At 63.4% G+C, this 13,989-nt stretch carries 13 protein-coding genes; 9 read left to right on the top strand and 4 right to left on the bottom strand.

The features are described 5' to 3' along the window. Window positions 1–89: 89 nt before the first annotated feature. On the bottom strand, window positions 90–731 hold the full coding sequence (locus tag AC3WQS_RS12790) for a response regulator transcription factor (RefSeq protein WP_003945784.1): 642 nt from the start codon (window positions 729–731) through the stop codon (window positions 90–92). Next, the gene (locus tag AC3WQS_RS12785; protein ID WP_254664987.1) at window positions 719–1,957 is read right to left on the bottom strand and encodes a sensor histidine kinase; all 1,239 of its coding nucleotides are present in this window, start codon (window positions 1,955–1,957) and stop codon (window positions 719–721) included. The genes AC3WQS_RS12790 and AC3WQS_RS12785 overlap by 13 nt, the downstream gene beginning before the upstream one ends. Before the next feature lie 109 nt (window positions 1,958–2,066). Here AC3WQS_RS12785 and AC3WQS_RS12780 point away from each other — a divergent pair, with 109 nt between their 5' ends. The 4 genes from AC3WQS_RS12780 to AC3WQS_RS12765 all read left to right on the top strand — a co-directional run bounded on the left by AC3WQS_RS12780 (window position 2,067) and on the right by AC3WQS_RS12765 (window position 7,911). Beyond that, entirely contained in the window at window positions 2,067–2,849 is a 783-nt protein-coding gene (locus tag AC3WQS_RS12780) for an ABC transporter ATP-binding protein (protein WP_069147065.1), read from the top strand. After that, window positions 2,849–5,332, top strand: coding sequence for an FtsX-like permease family protein (locus tag AC3WQS_RS12775; RefSeq protein WP_492712659.1), 2,484 nt, complete (start codon window positions 2,849–2,851; stop codon window positions 5,330–5,332). The genes AC3WQS_RS12780 and AC3WQS_RS12775 overlap by 1 nt, the downstream gene beginning before the upstream one ends. A 21-nt stretch (window positions 5,333–5,353) precedes the next feature. Further along, window positions 5,354–5,986 (top strand): class I SAM-dependent methyltransferase, encoded by a 633-nt coding sequence (locus AC3WQS_RS12770; protein ID WP_020968606.1) that lies wholly within the window; start codon window positions 5,354–5,356, stop codon window positions 5,984–5,986. 89 nt (window positions 5,987–6,075) lie between these two features. Beyond that, window positions 6,076–7,911: an acyl-CoA dehydrogenase gene (locus tag AC3WQS_RS12765; RefSeq protein WP_020906438.1), complete on the top strand. Its 1,836-nt coding sequence runs from the start codon at window positions 6,076–6,078 to the stop codon at window positions 7,909–7,911. Window positions 7,912–7,996: 85 nt separating this feature from the next. Here AC3WQS_RS12765 and AC3WQS_RS12760 read toward each other — a convergent pair whose 3' ends face one another. After that, the gene (locus AC3WQS_RS12760) at window positions 7,997–8,629 is read right to left on the bottom strand and encodes a hypothetical protein (RefSeq protein WP_230587413.1); all 633 of its coding nucleotides are present in this window, start codon (window positions 8,627–8,629) and stop codon (window positions 7,997–7,999) included. Between the two features lie 179 nt (window positions 8,630–8,808). Between AC3WQS_RS12760 and AC3WQS_RS12755 the strand changes: the two genes are divergently transcribed. Next, on the top strand, window positions 8,809–9,531 hold the full coding sequence (locus AC3WQS_RS12755) for an ATP-binding cassette domain-containing protein (RefSeq protein WP_019747147.1): 723 nt from the start codon (window positions 8,809–8,811) through the stop codon (window positions 9,529–9,531). Window positions 9,532–9,536: 5 nt separating this feature from the next. After that, a complete protein-coding gene (locus AC3WQS_RS12750) occupies window positions 9,537–11,549 on the top strand; it encodes a YhgE/Pip family protein (RefSeq protein ID WP_492712660.1) in 2,013 nt (670 codons plus the stop codon). Here AC3WQS_RS12750 and AC3WQS_RS12745 read toward each other — a convergent pair. Continuing rightward, on the bottom strand, window positions 11,546–12,124 hold the full coding sequence (locus tag AC3WQS_RS12745) for a nucleotidyltransferase family protein (protein ID WP_492712661.1): 579 nt from the start codon (window positions 12,122–12,124) through the stop codon (window positions 11,546–11,548). The genes AC3WQS_RS12750 and AC3WQS_RS12745 overlap by 4 nt on opposite strands. A 65-nt stretch (window positions 12,125–12,189) precedes the next feature. On the opposite strand from AC3WQS_RS12745, the gene AC3WQS_RS12740 reads away from it, so the two are divergent. From AC3WQS_RS12740 to AC3WQS_RS12730, 3 genes are all read left to right on the top strand, one after another. Continuing rightward, on the top strand, window positions 12,190–12,435 hold the full coding sequence (locus AC3WQS_RS12740) for a helix-turn-helix transcriptional regulator (protein WP_019747144.1): 246 nt from the start codon (window positions 12,190–12,192) through the stop codon (window positions 12,433–12,435). Next, window positions 12,432–12,920: a hypothetical protein gene (locus AC3WQS_RS12735; RefSeq protein WP_019747143.1), complete on the top strand. Its 489-nt coding sequence runs from the start codon at window positions 12,432–12,434 to the stop codon at window positions 12,918–12,920. Before AC3WQS_RS12740 ends, AC3WQS_RS12735 begins: the two co-directional genes overlap by 4 nt. A gap of 85 nt (window positions 12,921–13,005) precedes the next feature. Then, window positions 13,006–13,989: an LLM class F420-dependent oxidoreductase gene (locus AC3WQS_RS12730; RefSeq protein WP_029254594.1), complete on the top strand. Its 984-nt coding sequence runs from the start codon at window positions 13,006–13,008 to the stop codon at window positions 13,987–13,989.

Here is a 13,989-nt window from a genome sequence, read left to right as displayed (position 1 = left end):
CCTGCCTCTCAGGTCACCGTTCGATCACGGCAACAACATGAGGCTGGCTCACATTACGCTTCGGTCAGGTATGTAGTCCAGATCCACGATCAGGCGCGTAAATGAGCTAGAACTGCCAAAACACGACGATGCCCGCTTTCGGAAGCCGACAGGCCGAGTTTTGCGAAGATATTTCCTATGTGCTTGCTCACAGCAGTGTCGCTGACGACCAGTTTCCTGGCGATTTCCTGATTTCCCAGCCCCTCCGCCATCAGTCCGAGAACCTCGGACTCGCGTGGGGTCAGTGATCTGATCGGATCGTCGGCGCGTCGACGGCTCATCAGTTGGGATACGACCTCGGGATCCATCACGGTTCCGCCGTCGACGACCCGGTTCAATGCGTCGACGAACTCGGCTACCTTGCCGACCCGTTCCTTGAGCAGGTACCCGACCCCGCCGGCGCCTCCTGCCAACAATTCACCGGCGTAGCGATCCTCGACGTACGCGGAAAGGACCAGGACGGGAAAGCCCGGGCGAAGCTTGCGCACCTCGATCGCCGCTCGAAGCCCCTCGTTGGTGAAAGTAGGAGGCATCCGGACGTCGAGCACCGCGGCGTCGGGGGCGGTCTCCTCGAACACCGTGAGGAACTGTGCGGCGTCGGAGACGGCAGACACCTCGAAGCCCTCTCCGCGGAGCAGCAGTGCCAGCCCCTCTCGCAGGAGAGCGTCGTCCTCGGCAATCAGAATCCGCACGGTAGTTCCACCCTCATCGTTGTCGGTCCACCCTCCGGGCTCTCCAATACTGCGGTTCCTTCGAAAGCCTCGACCCGGCGTCGGATACCCGCCACGCCGCCGCCCGGGCGTTCGTTCGCGCCGCCCTGACCATCGTCGATCACGTCGATGAGCATCGTCTCACCCAACGAGTCGTCCGACGCCTCCGTCCGTGCCGTGACGGTGACACTGCGCGCTCCGCTGTGTTTTGCGACGTTGGTCAAGGCCTCGGCGACGACGAAGTACGCAGCAGCCTCGACGGCAGCCGGGGCACGGCGGAGTTCTTCGATCTCGAGTACGCAGGGCACGGCGGAGCGCCCGGCGAGCGCGGAGATCGCGCCCTCGAGACCCAACTCGTCGAGGATCGGCGGGTAGATGTCGTGCACCAACGTCCGGAGTTCGCTCAACGCCTCGGTGGCCGCATCCTGGGCCCGATGCAGTTGTGGCAGAGCCTGGTCCGGATTGTTCTGCAACGACCGCTCGGCCATCCCCAACATCATCACCACCGCGACCAGACGGTTCTGCGCGCCGTCGTGCAGATCCCGCTCGATGCGCTTGAGTTCGGCCGAATGTGCGTCGAGCGCCGCAGCGCGGCTGGCCGTCAGGGCGGTGACGCGCTTCGAGAGGTCCGAACGCGTGTCCGGCGCAAGCAAAGTCGTGGTCGACCAGCTGATCCACTTCGCCATCGCGGGGACCAACCACCACGCGATCAGGAGGTACAGGATGCCGATCAACGGCATTCCGGCAGCGCCCAACCACGACGTCACGGGGTACGGATTGTTGACGGGTTCACCGGCGGGCATCTGCTGCCAGTACAGCGGGACGGCAATCGAATTGAGTGCACCGAGTGGCAGAGCAATGGTCAGCATCGCCGCGACGAAAGCCCCCAGACCATGAATCGACAGCCAGGCCGCGTCGCGCCTCGTCGACTGATCGGTGAGGAACCGGCGCCAATCCCCGAAGGTCGGATTGCTTGGCATCGGTGGGTATCGCTGCAGAACAGGGCGTCCGGTGTACGCAGCCGTTCTCTTGCGGGCCAGACCCGCCCACCACCGGAGCACCCGCACGTACGACGGCAACAGCAACCAGCCGACGATCAGAATCGAGAGCGACAGCAGAATGAGACCGACCATCAGCAAGAACAGGGAGACCACGGCTGCCGCACCCTCGACGAGCACGTACACCGCAGCCCTGGTTCTCTTCTTCACTGCCCCAGCATGCCGCACCTGATGCCGCGATCCACTACAGCTGGCTACACCATTGATTCGGGACCCTGCTGGATGTCGACGAATGCCGAATCTCCATAGCGTTCATCCCATGAAGAATCGACACTCGGTCCTCGCCCCGCCGGCCCCTGGTGACACGGCCGCCCGAACATCCGCCGTGCGACTCGAAGGCGTCAGCAAGATCTACGGCAACGGCCGCGGCGCCGTGACCGCCCTCGACAACATCAGCCTCACCTTGCCGCGCAGCACCTTCACCGCCGTGATGGGCCCGTCCGGATCGGGCAAGAGCACTTTCCTGCACTGCGCCGCAGGGCTCGATCGACCGAGCAGCGGATCGGTGCGGCTGGGCGACACCGAGATCTCACAGCTGAAGCCGAAGGCCCGCAGCATCTTCCGTCGCGATCACATCGGTTTCGTCTTCCAGGCCTACAACCTGCTCGGCGCTCTCGACGTCGAGCAGAACGTCACGCTCCCCCTACTCCTCGCCGGACGACGAGCCGACAAGCAGTACCTGACCTTCGTCCTCGAATCCGTCGGACTCGGATCGCACCGCAAGCGCAAACCCTCCGAACTGTCCGGCGGTCAGCAGCAACGCGTCGCCATCGCGCGCGCCCTCGTCACTCACCCCGACGCACTCTTTGCCGACGAGCCGACCGGCGCCCTCGACTCCCGCAGCGCCAAGCAGGTTCTGGAGTTGTTGCGCCGGACAGCCGCCGAGTTCGATCAGACCATCGTCATGGTCACGCACGACCCGGTGGCCGCGTCGTACGCCGATCGTGTGCTGTTCCTCGCCGACGGGAAACTTGTCGGGCACATCGACCGCCCGACGCCGCAGCAGATCGCCGAGCGCATGACACACCTCGGGGACTGGTGATGATGAAAGCGCACACCTTTGCGCACCTGAAAGCGCATCGCTCCGGTTTCGTCGCCGTGTTCGTCTCCGTATTCTGCGCAGCGCTCCTCACCTGCGGTCTGGGTGTGCTGCTGGAATCGGGAGTGCGAGGCGGCGTCTCACCACATCTCTACGCCGGTGCCGACGCCGTCGTGAGTGCACCACAGGCGCTCGAGGTCAAGGAAGACGCCGATCAGCCTTTTGCCGAGCGAGTTCTCCTCGACAGCGATACGGTCCGCAAGCTCGACGCACTCGATGTCACCGTGGTTCCCGACATCTCCGTCCCCGTCAGCACCGCCGAGGGCGTCGTACTCGACGCACATCCTTGGAACACAGCACAATTGGCGCCGTACTCGCTCACCGAAGGTCGCGCTCCGCAGAGCCGAGACGAGGTGGTCTCGACCACGGGCGCCGCTCTCGGCGAGCAAATCACGCTGGCTCACGGCGCGATAGCCGACGAGTACACCGTCGTCGGCACAGCTGATTCGGCCTCGGTGCCATCACCCGACCGTCCGGCACTCGTCTTCCTCGACGACGCAGAGGCCGAACGGTTGTGGCCGCACCAGAACGCTGTCACCGCAGTCGGATTGATCGCTCCCGAAGGCGTGGATGCTGCCGCTCTCGCCCGCGATGCACTCGCCGGAACCGGCGCGGAGGTCTCGACCGGCACCGCACGCGGAGGCATCGAATTCCTCGACGCCGGTGCTGCGCGGACCCAGTTGATCGTGCTCTGCGCGTCGTTTGCCGGTCTCGCGTTGATGGTCAGTATGTTCGTAGTTTCCAGCACGCTGTCCCTCTCGATCAACGCCAGACGCCGAGAGTTCGCTCTGCTGCGGGCAATCGGGGCCACCACGCGACAAGTCCACGTCATGATCGGACGTGAAGTGCTGCTCGTCGCGGCGGCTGCGGCGGCTCTCGGCGCGGTGCCCGGATACCTGCTCGCCCGATTCCTGGGTGCACAGTTTGCCGACGCCGGGGTCATGCCCACCGATTTCGCGTTGGCGTACAGCCCGCTTCCGGCGATCGCGGCATTCCTGATCTGCGTACTCACTGCCCGCGCGGCAGCGGCGATCGCGGCACGACGACCGGCGAAGCTCGACCCCGTCGAAGCGCTTCGCGAATCCGAAAGCGGCCCGGCGAAACTGAGCCGCGGACGCATCGTCACCGGGCTGATCTTCGGTGCCGCCGGTCTCAGCGCGTGCATCCTCCCCGCTTTCCTGCCCGGCAGCGTGGCAGCCGCTGGAGCCGGTTCGAGTGCACTGTTGTTGATCTTCTCGGTCGCGCTGCTCGGCCCCTTGTTGGTGCGCGGCATCATCAAGGTGATCGGCGGTCCACTGCGCCGTAGTGGGTCGGCGTCCAAAGTTCTCGCTGCCGCCAACGCCGAATCCAATTCGAGACGGCTCTCGTCGGCGGTTGTTCCCTTGGCTCTCGCAATCGCACTGGGCTCGGTGCAGTTCTTCAGCCAGAGCACCGTCGCCGCCGAGGCGACCAACCAGTCGATCAAGGGCGTCACCGCCGACCTGATCGTCGGCGCGCCGGCCGGCATCGCTCCCTCGCTCCTCGACTCGATCGCATCGGTGCCCGGAGTGAGTGCGGCAAACCCGGTGGTCCGCAGTCAAGTCCTGCCGGTACCCAGCGGTGAGGAAGGCGGCTCAGCCGACAGCGCGATCGCTGCCCAGGGCATCGACGCCACCAGCGCCGACGCGACCCTCGATCTCGCGGTGACCGAGGGCGACCTGAGCGCTCTGACCGGCGATACCGTTGCCGTGAGCGAAGACGGCGCCTTCACACTCGGAGCCAAGGTAGGTCAGCGCGTCGACCTCTATCTAGGGGACGGCACACTGGTGCATCCGATGGTCGTCGCAAAATATGGTCGCGGCCTCGGATTCGGGGACGTGACCATGCCGATCGAGACTTTGCGTCAGCACTCCACCGACGCTCTGATCGACACCGTTCTGGTTGCTGCCGAACCCGGACGGTCGGCCGAAGTCCAGCAGTCGTTGCGTTCGTTCCCCTCGATCGCCGCGACGAACCAGGACCAGTTCGGGGCCGCGGGCGAAGATCAGCGTCGAATGCAGTCGTGGGTCAGCATCCTCGCCGTACTCGTCCTGCTCGGCTATCTCGCAGTCGCCGTCGTGAACACCCTGGTCGCCGCCACTGCCGAGCGTTCCCGCGAGTTCGCGCTCCTTCAACTGGTGGGCTCGCGGACGAGGCAGGTCCGAGCGATGATGCGCATCGAGTCGTTGATGGTGGTGGGAATCGCCGTCGTGGTCGGATCACTGATCGCCCTGCCGCCTCTGATGGGCATCGCCGTAGCGGTGTCCGGGCAGCCGATCCCGGCGATTTCACCGGCGATCTACGGTTCCATCGTCGCCGTGACCGCTGTTCTGGGATTTGTCTCCATCGCGATCCCGACGCGCGCCGCCCTACGCAAGAACCCGATGGACGGAGTGCGTAACCACTGAGTGGCACTACCGTCGTCATCTATGGATGCGGCGGCCTGGGACAAGAAGTACGAAGAAACCGAGCTCGTCTGGGGCGCTCCTCCCAACGAACTGCTGGTGGAATACGCGACGGCCCTCCCCCACGGCCAGGCACTCGACCTGGCGTGCGGCGAGGGCCGTAACGCGTTGTGGCTCGCGACCCGCGGTTGGGAGGTCACCGGCATCGACTACTCGGCCGTCGCGATCGAGAAAGCCCGCACGATCGCGGCCCGCTCACCTCGATCGGTTCTCGACCGGCTCGACTACCGATGCGGCGACGTCACCGTCGCGGATTACGCCTCAAGGAACGGGCAGGGATACGACTTGGCCCTGCTTCTTTACCTTCATCTGCCCGCACCACAACGCACCCTGGTTGTGAACCGTGCCATAAATTCTCTGAAACCTGATGGAATCCTCATGATTTTGGGTCACGACCGAAGCAACATCGACTACGGCGTCGGCGGACCGAAAGATCCCGAAATCCTTTACACACCAGAAGAATTGATGCAGGAGTTCGAAGGAAGGCTCGAGTTCGAGATCGCCGGAAATCCGCACAGACACACCGAAACGGGAATCGCAGTCGACGCGCTTGTCATCGGACGCAAATCCGGTGTTGGCAATGCAAAGAACGGCTAGTAACATGTATTAAGTTACCGACGAGTAATAAACTTCGGGCGGTACTAGGAGTGCTGGACCGCACCACCTCACTGGGAGAAGCAGAAGACATGGGCCATTACAAGAGCAACGTTCGGGACCTGGAGTTCAACCTCTTCGAGGTTCTCGGACTGGAGAAGCCACTGAGCGAAGGCGCTTGGGGCGACCTGGATGCCGACACTGTCCGCAACATGCTGGCAGAGGTCGCACGCCTGGCCGAGGGACCGCTTGGCGAATCTTTCGCCGACGCGGACCGCAACCCCCCTGTCTTCGATCCCGAGACGCACACCGTTGCACTTCCGGAATCCTTCAAGAAGTCGTTCAAGGCTCTGTGGGATGCCGAGTGGTACCGCATGGGACTGAGCGAAGAGGTCGGCGGCGTGCCGGTTCCCCGCTCCGTCGTGTGGGCCATCGGTGAGCTGATCCTGGGCGCACAGCCTGCAGCGCACATGTACCAGGCCGGACCCGCCTTCGCGGACGTGCTGTTCAACAACGGCACCGAAGAGCAGAAGAAGTGGGCAGCCACCATCGTCGAACGCGGATGGGGCGCCACGATGGTCCTCACCGAGCCCGACGCCGGCTCCGACGTCGGTGCCGGACGCACCAAGGCGATCAAGCAGGACGACGGCTCCTGGCACATCGAGGGCGTCAAGCGCTTCATCACCTCGGCCGACTCGGACGACCTGTTCGAGAACATCTTCCACCTCGTTCTCGCTCGCCCCGAAGGCGCCGGACCCGGCACCAAGGGCCTGAGCCTGTTCTTCGTCCCGAAGACGCACTTCAACTTCGAGACCGAAGAGTTCGGCGAGCGTAACGGCGTCTTCGTCACCAACGTCGAACACAAGATGGGCCTGAAGGTCTCCGCCACATGTGAGGTCACCTTCGGCGGCCACGGCATCCCCGCACAGGGCTGGCTGGTCGGCGAGGTCCACAACGGCATCGCCCAGATGTTCGACGTCATCGAGCACGCTCGAATGATGGTCGGCACCAAGGCAATCGCCACCCTCTCCACCGGTTACCTCAACGCTCTCGATTACGCCAAGCAGCGTGTTCAGGGTGCTGACCTGACCCAGATGACCAACAAGGCAGCGCCGCGCGTGACCATCACGCACCACCCCGACGTGCGTCGCAGCCTGGCAATGCAGAAGGCATACGCCGAAGGCCTGCGCGCGGTGTACCTCTACACCGCAGCACACCAGGACGAGGTTGTCGCCCAGCTCGTCTCGGGCGCAGACAAGGACACCGCGTTCCGCGTCAACGACCTGCTGCTCCCGATCGTCAAGGGCGTCGGCTCCGAGCGTGCGTACCAGTACCTGACGGACAGCCTGCAGACCCTCGGTGGCTCCGGCTTCCTGCAGGACTACCCGATCGAGCAGTACATCCGCGACTCCAAGATCGACTCGCTGTACGAAGGCACCACGGCCATCCAGGCTCAGGACTTCTTCTTCCGCAAGATCGCTCGTGACCGCGGCGTCGCGCTCGCTCACGTTGCCGGACAGATCAAGACCTTCATCGACAGCGAAGCCGGCAACGGTCGCCTGAAGGCGGAGCGCGCACTGCTCGCCACCGCACTCGAAGACGTCCAGGCCATGGCTGCCACGCTCACCGGCTTCCTCATGGGAGCTCAGGAGCAGCCCACCGAGCTGTACAAGGTCGGCCTCGGCTCCGTCCGCTTCCTGATGTCCGTCGGCGACCTGCTCATCGGCTGGCAGCTCCTCCGCCAGTCCGAGATCGCTCTCGCAGCACTCGACAACGGCGCTTCCGACAAGGACAAGGGCTTCTACGAGGGCAAGGTCGCCATCGCGTCCTTCTTCACCAAGAACGTCCTGCCCGAGCTCACCGCTTCACGCGAGATCATCGCGAACACCGAGAACGACATCATGGAGATCGACGAAGCAGCATTCTGATTCGTTCCTGATTCATGAAAAGTGCCGGTCCCGAGAATGTTTCGGGACCGGCATTTTCATGCTCGGCAGTCAATGCAATCTGTGGTCATCTGCGCTCGACGGTCGGGCAACTGATCTGTGCGGACAGTACGGACGTCGTCGGTTGCTCGCCCGGTCGTGCCGCCGTACCCGCCAGGGAAAGCGCCACGCGCCTGCGGTCGGGAGAACTGACTATTTCGACGGACTTGTCGTCGCCGCCGCCGAAGGACACGAACTGTCCACTCTGATCCGAGAACTTCATGATCGCGGACCCGTGCTGACCTGGTTCGGGTTTCTCGTTCACGTAGACCTGCAACTGGAAATCACGTCCCGGATATTCGCCGCCGCCGTCGTACTCGTAGAAGGAACTGGTGTGCACCTCGTAGGCCCACTGACGGTGACCGGCGGGCAGCGAATCCGCCCAGTTGTGCTCGAAACACGTGACGGATCCAGGCAGCGAGACACTGGCTGCGCCGCTCCACCCACCGGACAGGGTGATGGCACCGTACGGCGCTGCTTCGGACTCGTGCCGATCGGAGGGTAAGGGCGGAACCGTCAAGGGTCCGACATTGCGACCGGTGAACTCGAAAAGCCTTTCGCTCGACACGAACGGGGGCGACTCGCGCTCGCCGGCACAGGAGACAACCGACAGGGTGGCCATGACCAGTACCGCGCACATACCGCGTCTACGAACCGGCACCTCGACTCCCCCGTTCCGTTTCCAACAGAATACATACCGTTCGGTCTCCAAGTTGCCGGACGTGTCCGACACATCCCATTCATGGGACAGCTCGCCCGCTACCGATGTGATTGGGTGAGCACGAACGTCCACTGAACCAGCACTCGGTTCTTTCGAAGGCCGAGTAGATCAACAGACAGGTGATCATCGTGGTCGCACCAGAGCACGCACAACTCGATTACGCCCCTGAACTGGCATTGACCGCCACGGACTTGGCGCTCGACGGCCCATGGGGGCCGGTGTTCGGACCCGTCAATCTCGAGATTCGTGCGGGCGGTGTGACCATCCTCGAAGGCTCCGCCGGTTCAGGACGTACGTCCTTACTTCTGACACTCAGCGGACGAATGAAAGCCAGTTCCGGATCACTGTCCGTCTTCGGTCGAACGCGTCCCCGAGAGATCTTCGAGATCGCCGGGGTCGCCGGGTTCGAGGACATCGACGAGCTTGCCGAGTCCGTCACCGTCCGAGATCTGATCACCGAACAAATTCGCTGGGATGCGCCCTGGTACAAGCTCATCGGACGTGCCGGAGACCGCGAACTCGAAGCGGTGTGCGCTCCCGTCTTCGGCGATCATCCCTTACCTGCGCTCGGCCGGTACGTCAGCGATCTCGGGGAACTCGAGGCGACCCTGCTGCGTATCGCCGTCGCGAACACGAAGAAGCCGGCCCTGCTCGTCGTCGACGATCTCGAACAGGTGCGGCGCGACTCCGAACGCGCGTACCTCGTCGAGCGACTCGTCGAGATGGGGAGCTACCAGACCATCATCGCGTCGACCGTCAACCCGCTGCCCGACGGATCACCCATCGATGCCGTCGCCCTGCTCCAAGAAGTCACCAATCCCGACCAAGAAGGGGCGAGGTAACCGCGATGCTCGCTGGAATGTCTCTCGGAACCGAACTCAAGCGGTTCTCCCGCGGCGCGATGCCCAGGATCGCACTCGTCACCATCATCTTGATGCCACTGCTGTACGGCGCAATGTACCTGTGGGCCTTCTGGAATCCGTTCGGTGAGGTCAACAAGGTCCCCGTCGCACTGGTCAACACCGACCGCGGTGCGATGGTTCAGGGTCAAGAGCTCAAGGCGGGCGACGAAGTAAGCCAAGCACTTCTCGATTCCGGTGAGCTCGATCTCCACCTGGTCTCGCAGCAGGAAGCCGAACAGGGAGTCTCGGACGGCACGTACTACTTCTCTCTCACTCTGCCCGAGAATTTCAGCGAGGCCGTTGCCTCCCCGACGTCCAAGGACCCCCACAAAGCGCAGTTGCAGTTCACCTTCAACGACGTCAACAACTACCTCGGCACCATCATCGGTCAAAATGCCGCCCAGCAGGTCCTCAGCCAAGTCAGCGACAAGATCGGCGCGCAGTCCGTCGAGACGGTCCTGGTCGGATTGACCGATGCCGGTGCAGGTTTGAAGCAGGCCGCCGACGGAGCACTCCAGCTCTCAGCCGGAGTGAACACTGCCAACGCCGGAGCCGGCGAATTGGCGTCGGGCTCGAAAACTCTGGCAGACAACATGGTTACCGCACGTGACGGCGCAGCCACTCTTGCCGGCGGTACAGCGCAACTCTCGACCGGTATCAATACCGCCACAGACGGTGTCCTCGCACTGACCGACGGTTTGGGGCAACTCGATCTCGGAGCCGTCCAACTGGGCGACGGCGCAAGCCAACTCAGTGGTGGCGTCACCCAGGTCGTCGACCAACTGAGCGTCCTCGGGAACACACAGGCAGACGTCGCACAGCTGGTCGGGCAGGCGGTGGCCAGCCTTCGGCTGAACCCGGATCCTGTCAGCCAACAGATCGCCAATGCCCTCGCGCCTGCCCAGGACATGCTGCGCACTCAGGGTTTCGGTGAAGCGACCATGGGCCAACTGGGCGAACTCAAGAGCGGTGCACAACAACTCGCTTACCAACTCGACGATCCGTCGAGCACCTTCCGAGCCGGGCTGAATGCCGCGGCCAACGGCGGCGGTGAACTCCGCAACGGCCTGGTGCAGCTGCGTGACGGCGGTCAGCAAGTCAACGACGGCGCTCAAACCCTCAGCAGTGGACTGGTTCAACTCACCGACGGCAGCGTCCAACTCTCCGATGGTGCAGCCAAACTCGCCGACGGCACCGAGCAACTCCGTGCCGGGTCTGCCGAACTCGCAATAAAACTCACCGAGGGCGCCGGTCAGATTCCCAGTTGGACCGATCAGCAGCGAACCGCAACCGCTCAAACCCTCTCCAGCCCGGTCGAACTACAGGAGACCTACGAGAACCGGGCAAGCACCTTCGGTACCGGTTTTGCTCCGTTCTTCCTGCCTCTCGCGCTGTTCGTGGGCGGCATCATCACCTGGATGCTGCTCAAGCCGCTCCAGAACCGGCCCATCGCAAACGGACTCGGCGCGCTGCGAGTGGTCCTCGCCTCGTACTGGCCTGCATTGCTCATCGGCATCTGCCAGGTGATCGTGATGTACCTGGTCGTGCACTTCGCCGTCGGCCTGCACCCCACACACGCCCTCGGCACCGTCGGATTCCTGATGCTCATCACTGCCACGTATATGGCGTTGATCCAGGCATTCAACGCCATCTTCGGAGTCTCCGTCGGACGCGTCATCACCCTGGCGTTCCTGATGCTGCAACTGGTTTCGGCCGGCGGCATCTATCCCGTCGAAACCACCGCGAAACCGTTCCAGATCATCCACCCCTTCGACCCGATGACCTACGCGGTGAACGGGCTACGACAACTCACCGTCGGCGGTATCGACTCGAGACTGTGGGTCTCGATCGCCGTCCTCGGCGGCCTTCTCGTCGCCTCACTCGGGGCCAGTTCACTTGCTGCACGCCGAAATCGGCAATGGACCATGGACAGGCTGCATCCGCCGATCGAAGTCTAGGTCAGGGTCTCCGGCCAAGGCTCCACGGTCAGCGCAGGCCATTCCCTGCGCCACCGTGCTGCCTTGGCCTCGTAAACCTCTCTCGGTGCCAGCACCGGGTTGGGGCGGACGATCATGTCGAAAAGATCGTCGTATCCATGCGGGGCATACACGTCCACAGTGCCGCCCGCAGACTTGGTGATCCCGAAACAGCAAGTTGTGGAAGCGAAGTGGTCGATAGCGTCGCGGCAACTGGTGAACGGAACGCCGGGAATCCCGAAATGCTGCTCGTACCACAGGTGCACGCGGGCTTCGTTGCGTACTTCGACATCGGCATCCACATCGGCGAACAGTTCTGCCGCCGAACGAATCACACGGTCCTCCGCGTCGTAGCTCAGATCGCCGGCGTCGAAATAGAAGAGGTCGTAGTCCTTGATTCCGGCGCCGAGGTCACGGCCGTCGATGTGATTCCAGACGGTTTGGAAGAGCCCACCCGCCGTCAGGTACCACTCCGACAATCCCAGCTTCGGCGCCCGATCCACGATCGTTGCGACCACTGGATTGGCCAGGGCGATCTCGAGAAATCGTTCACGCATGCTCTTCAGCCTCTCATATGACAAGTAAACTTGACATCATGTGACAAGTATTCTTTACTTTTCCTATGACTGGAAAGGCCGGCGACAACAACGTGCGGGAGCACCGACGCCTCGCCGGCCTCACCCAGGCGCAACTGGCCACGGCAGGTCAGGTGAGCAGACAGAGCATCGTCTCCGTCGAACGCGGCGACTACGCACCGAGTGTCTACCTGGCACTTCGCCTGGCACTGGCACTGGGGACCACCGTCGAAGCGCTCTTCCCCTTACCCGAATCGGCACTCACCGCAGAAATTCCAGAGGAGACGGCATGAGCACCATGATGAAGGCAATGCGGTTCGTCGGAGATCTGGACGACGACTTCTACAAGGACGAGCGGCAGCGCGACGTCTGGAACGAAGCCTCGGCGGTGGGATTGCAGAGTGTCTTCTGGGCAGTCTTCGTCAGCTCGGCGATTCTGCCCTGGGTCGCCGGCCGAACAGGGGCGTGGATCTCGCTCGCGCTGCTGATCGTCGCGCTGTTCGGCTCGGTGGTCACGATTGTCTATGCACTTCGACGCGACGTCGATGTCTACGTGTTGTCCAACTACAACCGTCCCCGGGTCGTGATCAGCATCGCGCTGTACCTCGTCGCCGCAGTCGGCATCATGGCGCGCCTCAAATTCGATTCGTACGAAGAATCGTCCACGTGGGTCGGCGCTCTCGTCGGCGGAATCGTCGGTGGCGGCGTCGCAATCGCGGCAGTCAAGCTTCACCAGCAGCGCGCCAAGCGACGCGAAGCGGCCGAAGAACTTCTCTGAATTCCGGAAGTCTGCCCGGCACAACGGAATCCATAGAGTTGGTAAAATCGTGCCAGGTCAACCGATCGCGAGTAACGTCGAAACGGTGAGCACTCGCCTCGGATACCAGATGCCCAACTTCAGCTACGGCGGTCCGGTCAAGGACCTCTTCCCCACCGTCATAGCGCAGGCCCGCGAAGCCGAAGCCGCAGGCTTCGACACTGCATTCGTGATGGATCACTTCTACCAACTCCCCGGAATCGGAGCGCCGGACGCCCCGATGCTCGAGGCCTACTCCGCGCTCTCCGCGCTGGCGACGGCCACCGAGACCATCCAGTTGTCTGCACTGGTCACGGGAAACACCTACCGCAATCCGCCCATGCTCGCCAAGACCGTCACCACCCTCGACGTGGTGAGCGGCGGTCGGGCCATCCTGGGCATCGGCGCCGGTTGGTTCGAACTCGAACACAATTCGTTCGGATACGAGTTCGGAACGTTCACCGAGCGCTTCCAGAAACTCGACGAAGCACTGCAGATCATCGCGCCGATGCTCCGCGGTGAGCGCCCCACCTTCGACGGCAAGTGGTACCACGTCAAGGACGCCATCAACGAGCCTCGAGTCCGCGACGACCTGCCGATCCTGCTCGGCGGTGGCGGTGAGAAGAAGACGTTCAGCCTCGCCGCTCGCTTCGCGGATCACCTCAACATCATCTGCGACCCCTCGGAACTGCCGCGCAAGATGGAAGCACTTGCGGCACGCTGCGACGAAGCCGGTCGCGATCCCGCAACCCTCGAGACCAGCTTCCTCACGTTCATGATGATCGACGAGGACGGCGACAAGGCTCGCGCGCATCAGCGAACGTTTCTCGCGGAGCGTGGCCTCGACATCACCACGGCGCCGGAAGACGTGGTCGCCAAGGCCACCGAACGCCATTTCGTCGGCGGCCCGGACGACGTCGCCGAGCAGGTTCAGACGCGCATCCTCGACCACGGCATCGACGGCGTCGTGATCAACCTGATCACCAACGGCGAAGAGCCAGGCATCGTCGACCTCGCGGGCCGCACCCTCGGCCCACTCGTCGGCAAGTAG

The organism is Rhodococcus sp. FW305-130, assembly GCF_058788335.1.
The sequence above is the reverse complement of the archived record's forward strand: the minus strand, read 5'-3'. Positions and strand labels throughout refer to the sequence as shown.

Bases quoted from the DNA above. Each gene is read 5' to 3' on its own strand.
- AC3WQS_RS12745 (WP_492712661.1), bottom strand. From the start codon at position 12,124: ATGCGTGAACGATTTCTCGAGATCGCCCTGGCCAATCCAGTGGTCGCA.
- AC3WQS_RS12765 (WP_020906438.1), top strand. From the start codon at position 6,076: ATGGGCCATTACAAGAGCAACGTTCGGGACCTGGAGTTCAACCTCTTC.
- AC3WQS_RS12770 (WP_020968606.1), top strand. From the start codon at position 5,354: ATGGATGCGGCGGCCTGGGACAAGAAGTACGAAGAAACCGAGCTCGTC.
- AC3WQS_RS12775 (WP_492712659.1), top strand. From the start codon at position 2,849: ATGATGAAAGCGCACACCTTTGCGCACCTGAAAGCGCATCGCTCCGGT.
- AC3WQS_RS12750 (WP_492712660.1), top strand. From the start codon at position 9,537: ATGCTCGCTGGAATGTCTCTCGGAACCGAACTCAAGCGGTTCTCCCGC.
- AC3WQS_RS12735 (WP_019747143.1), top strand. From the start codon at position 12,432: ATGAGCACCATGATGAAGGCAATGCGGTTCGTCGGAGATCTGGACGAC.
- AC3WQS_RS12740 (WP_019747144.1), top strand. From the start codon at position 12,190: ATGACTGGAAAGGCCGGCGACAACAACGTGCGGGAGCACCGACGCCTC.
- AC3WQS_RS12780 (WP_069147065.1), top strand. From the start codon at position 2,067: ATGAAGAATCGACACTCGGTCCTCGCCCCGCCGGCCCCTGGTGACACG.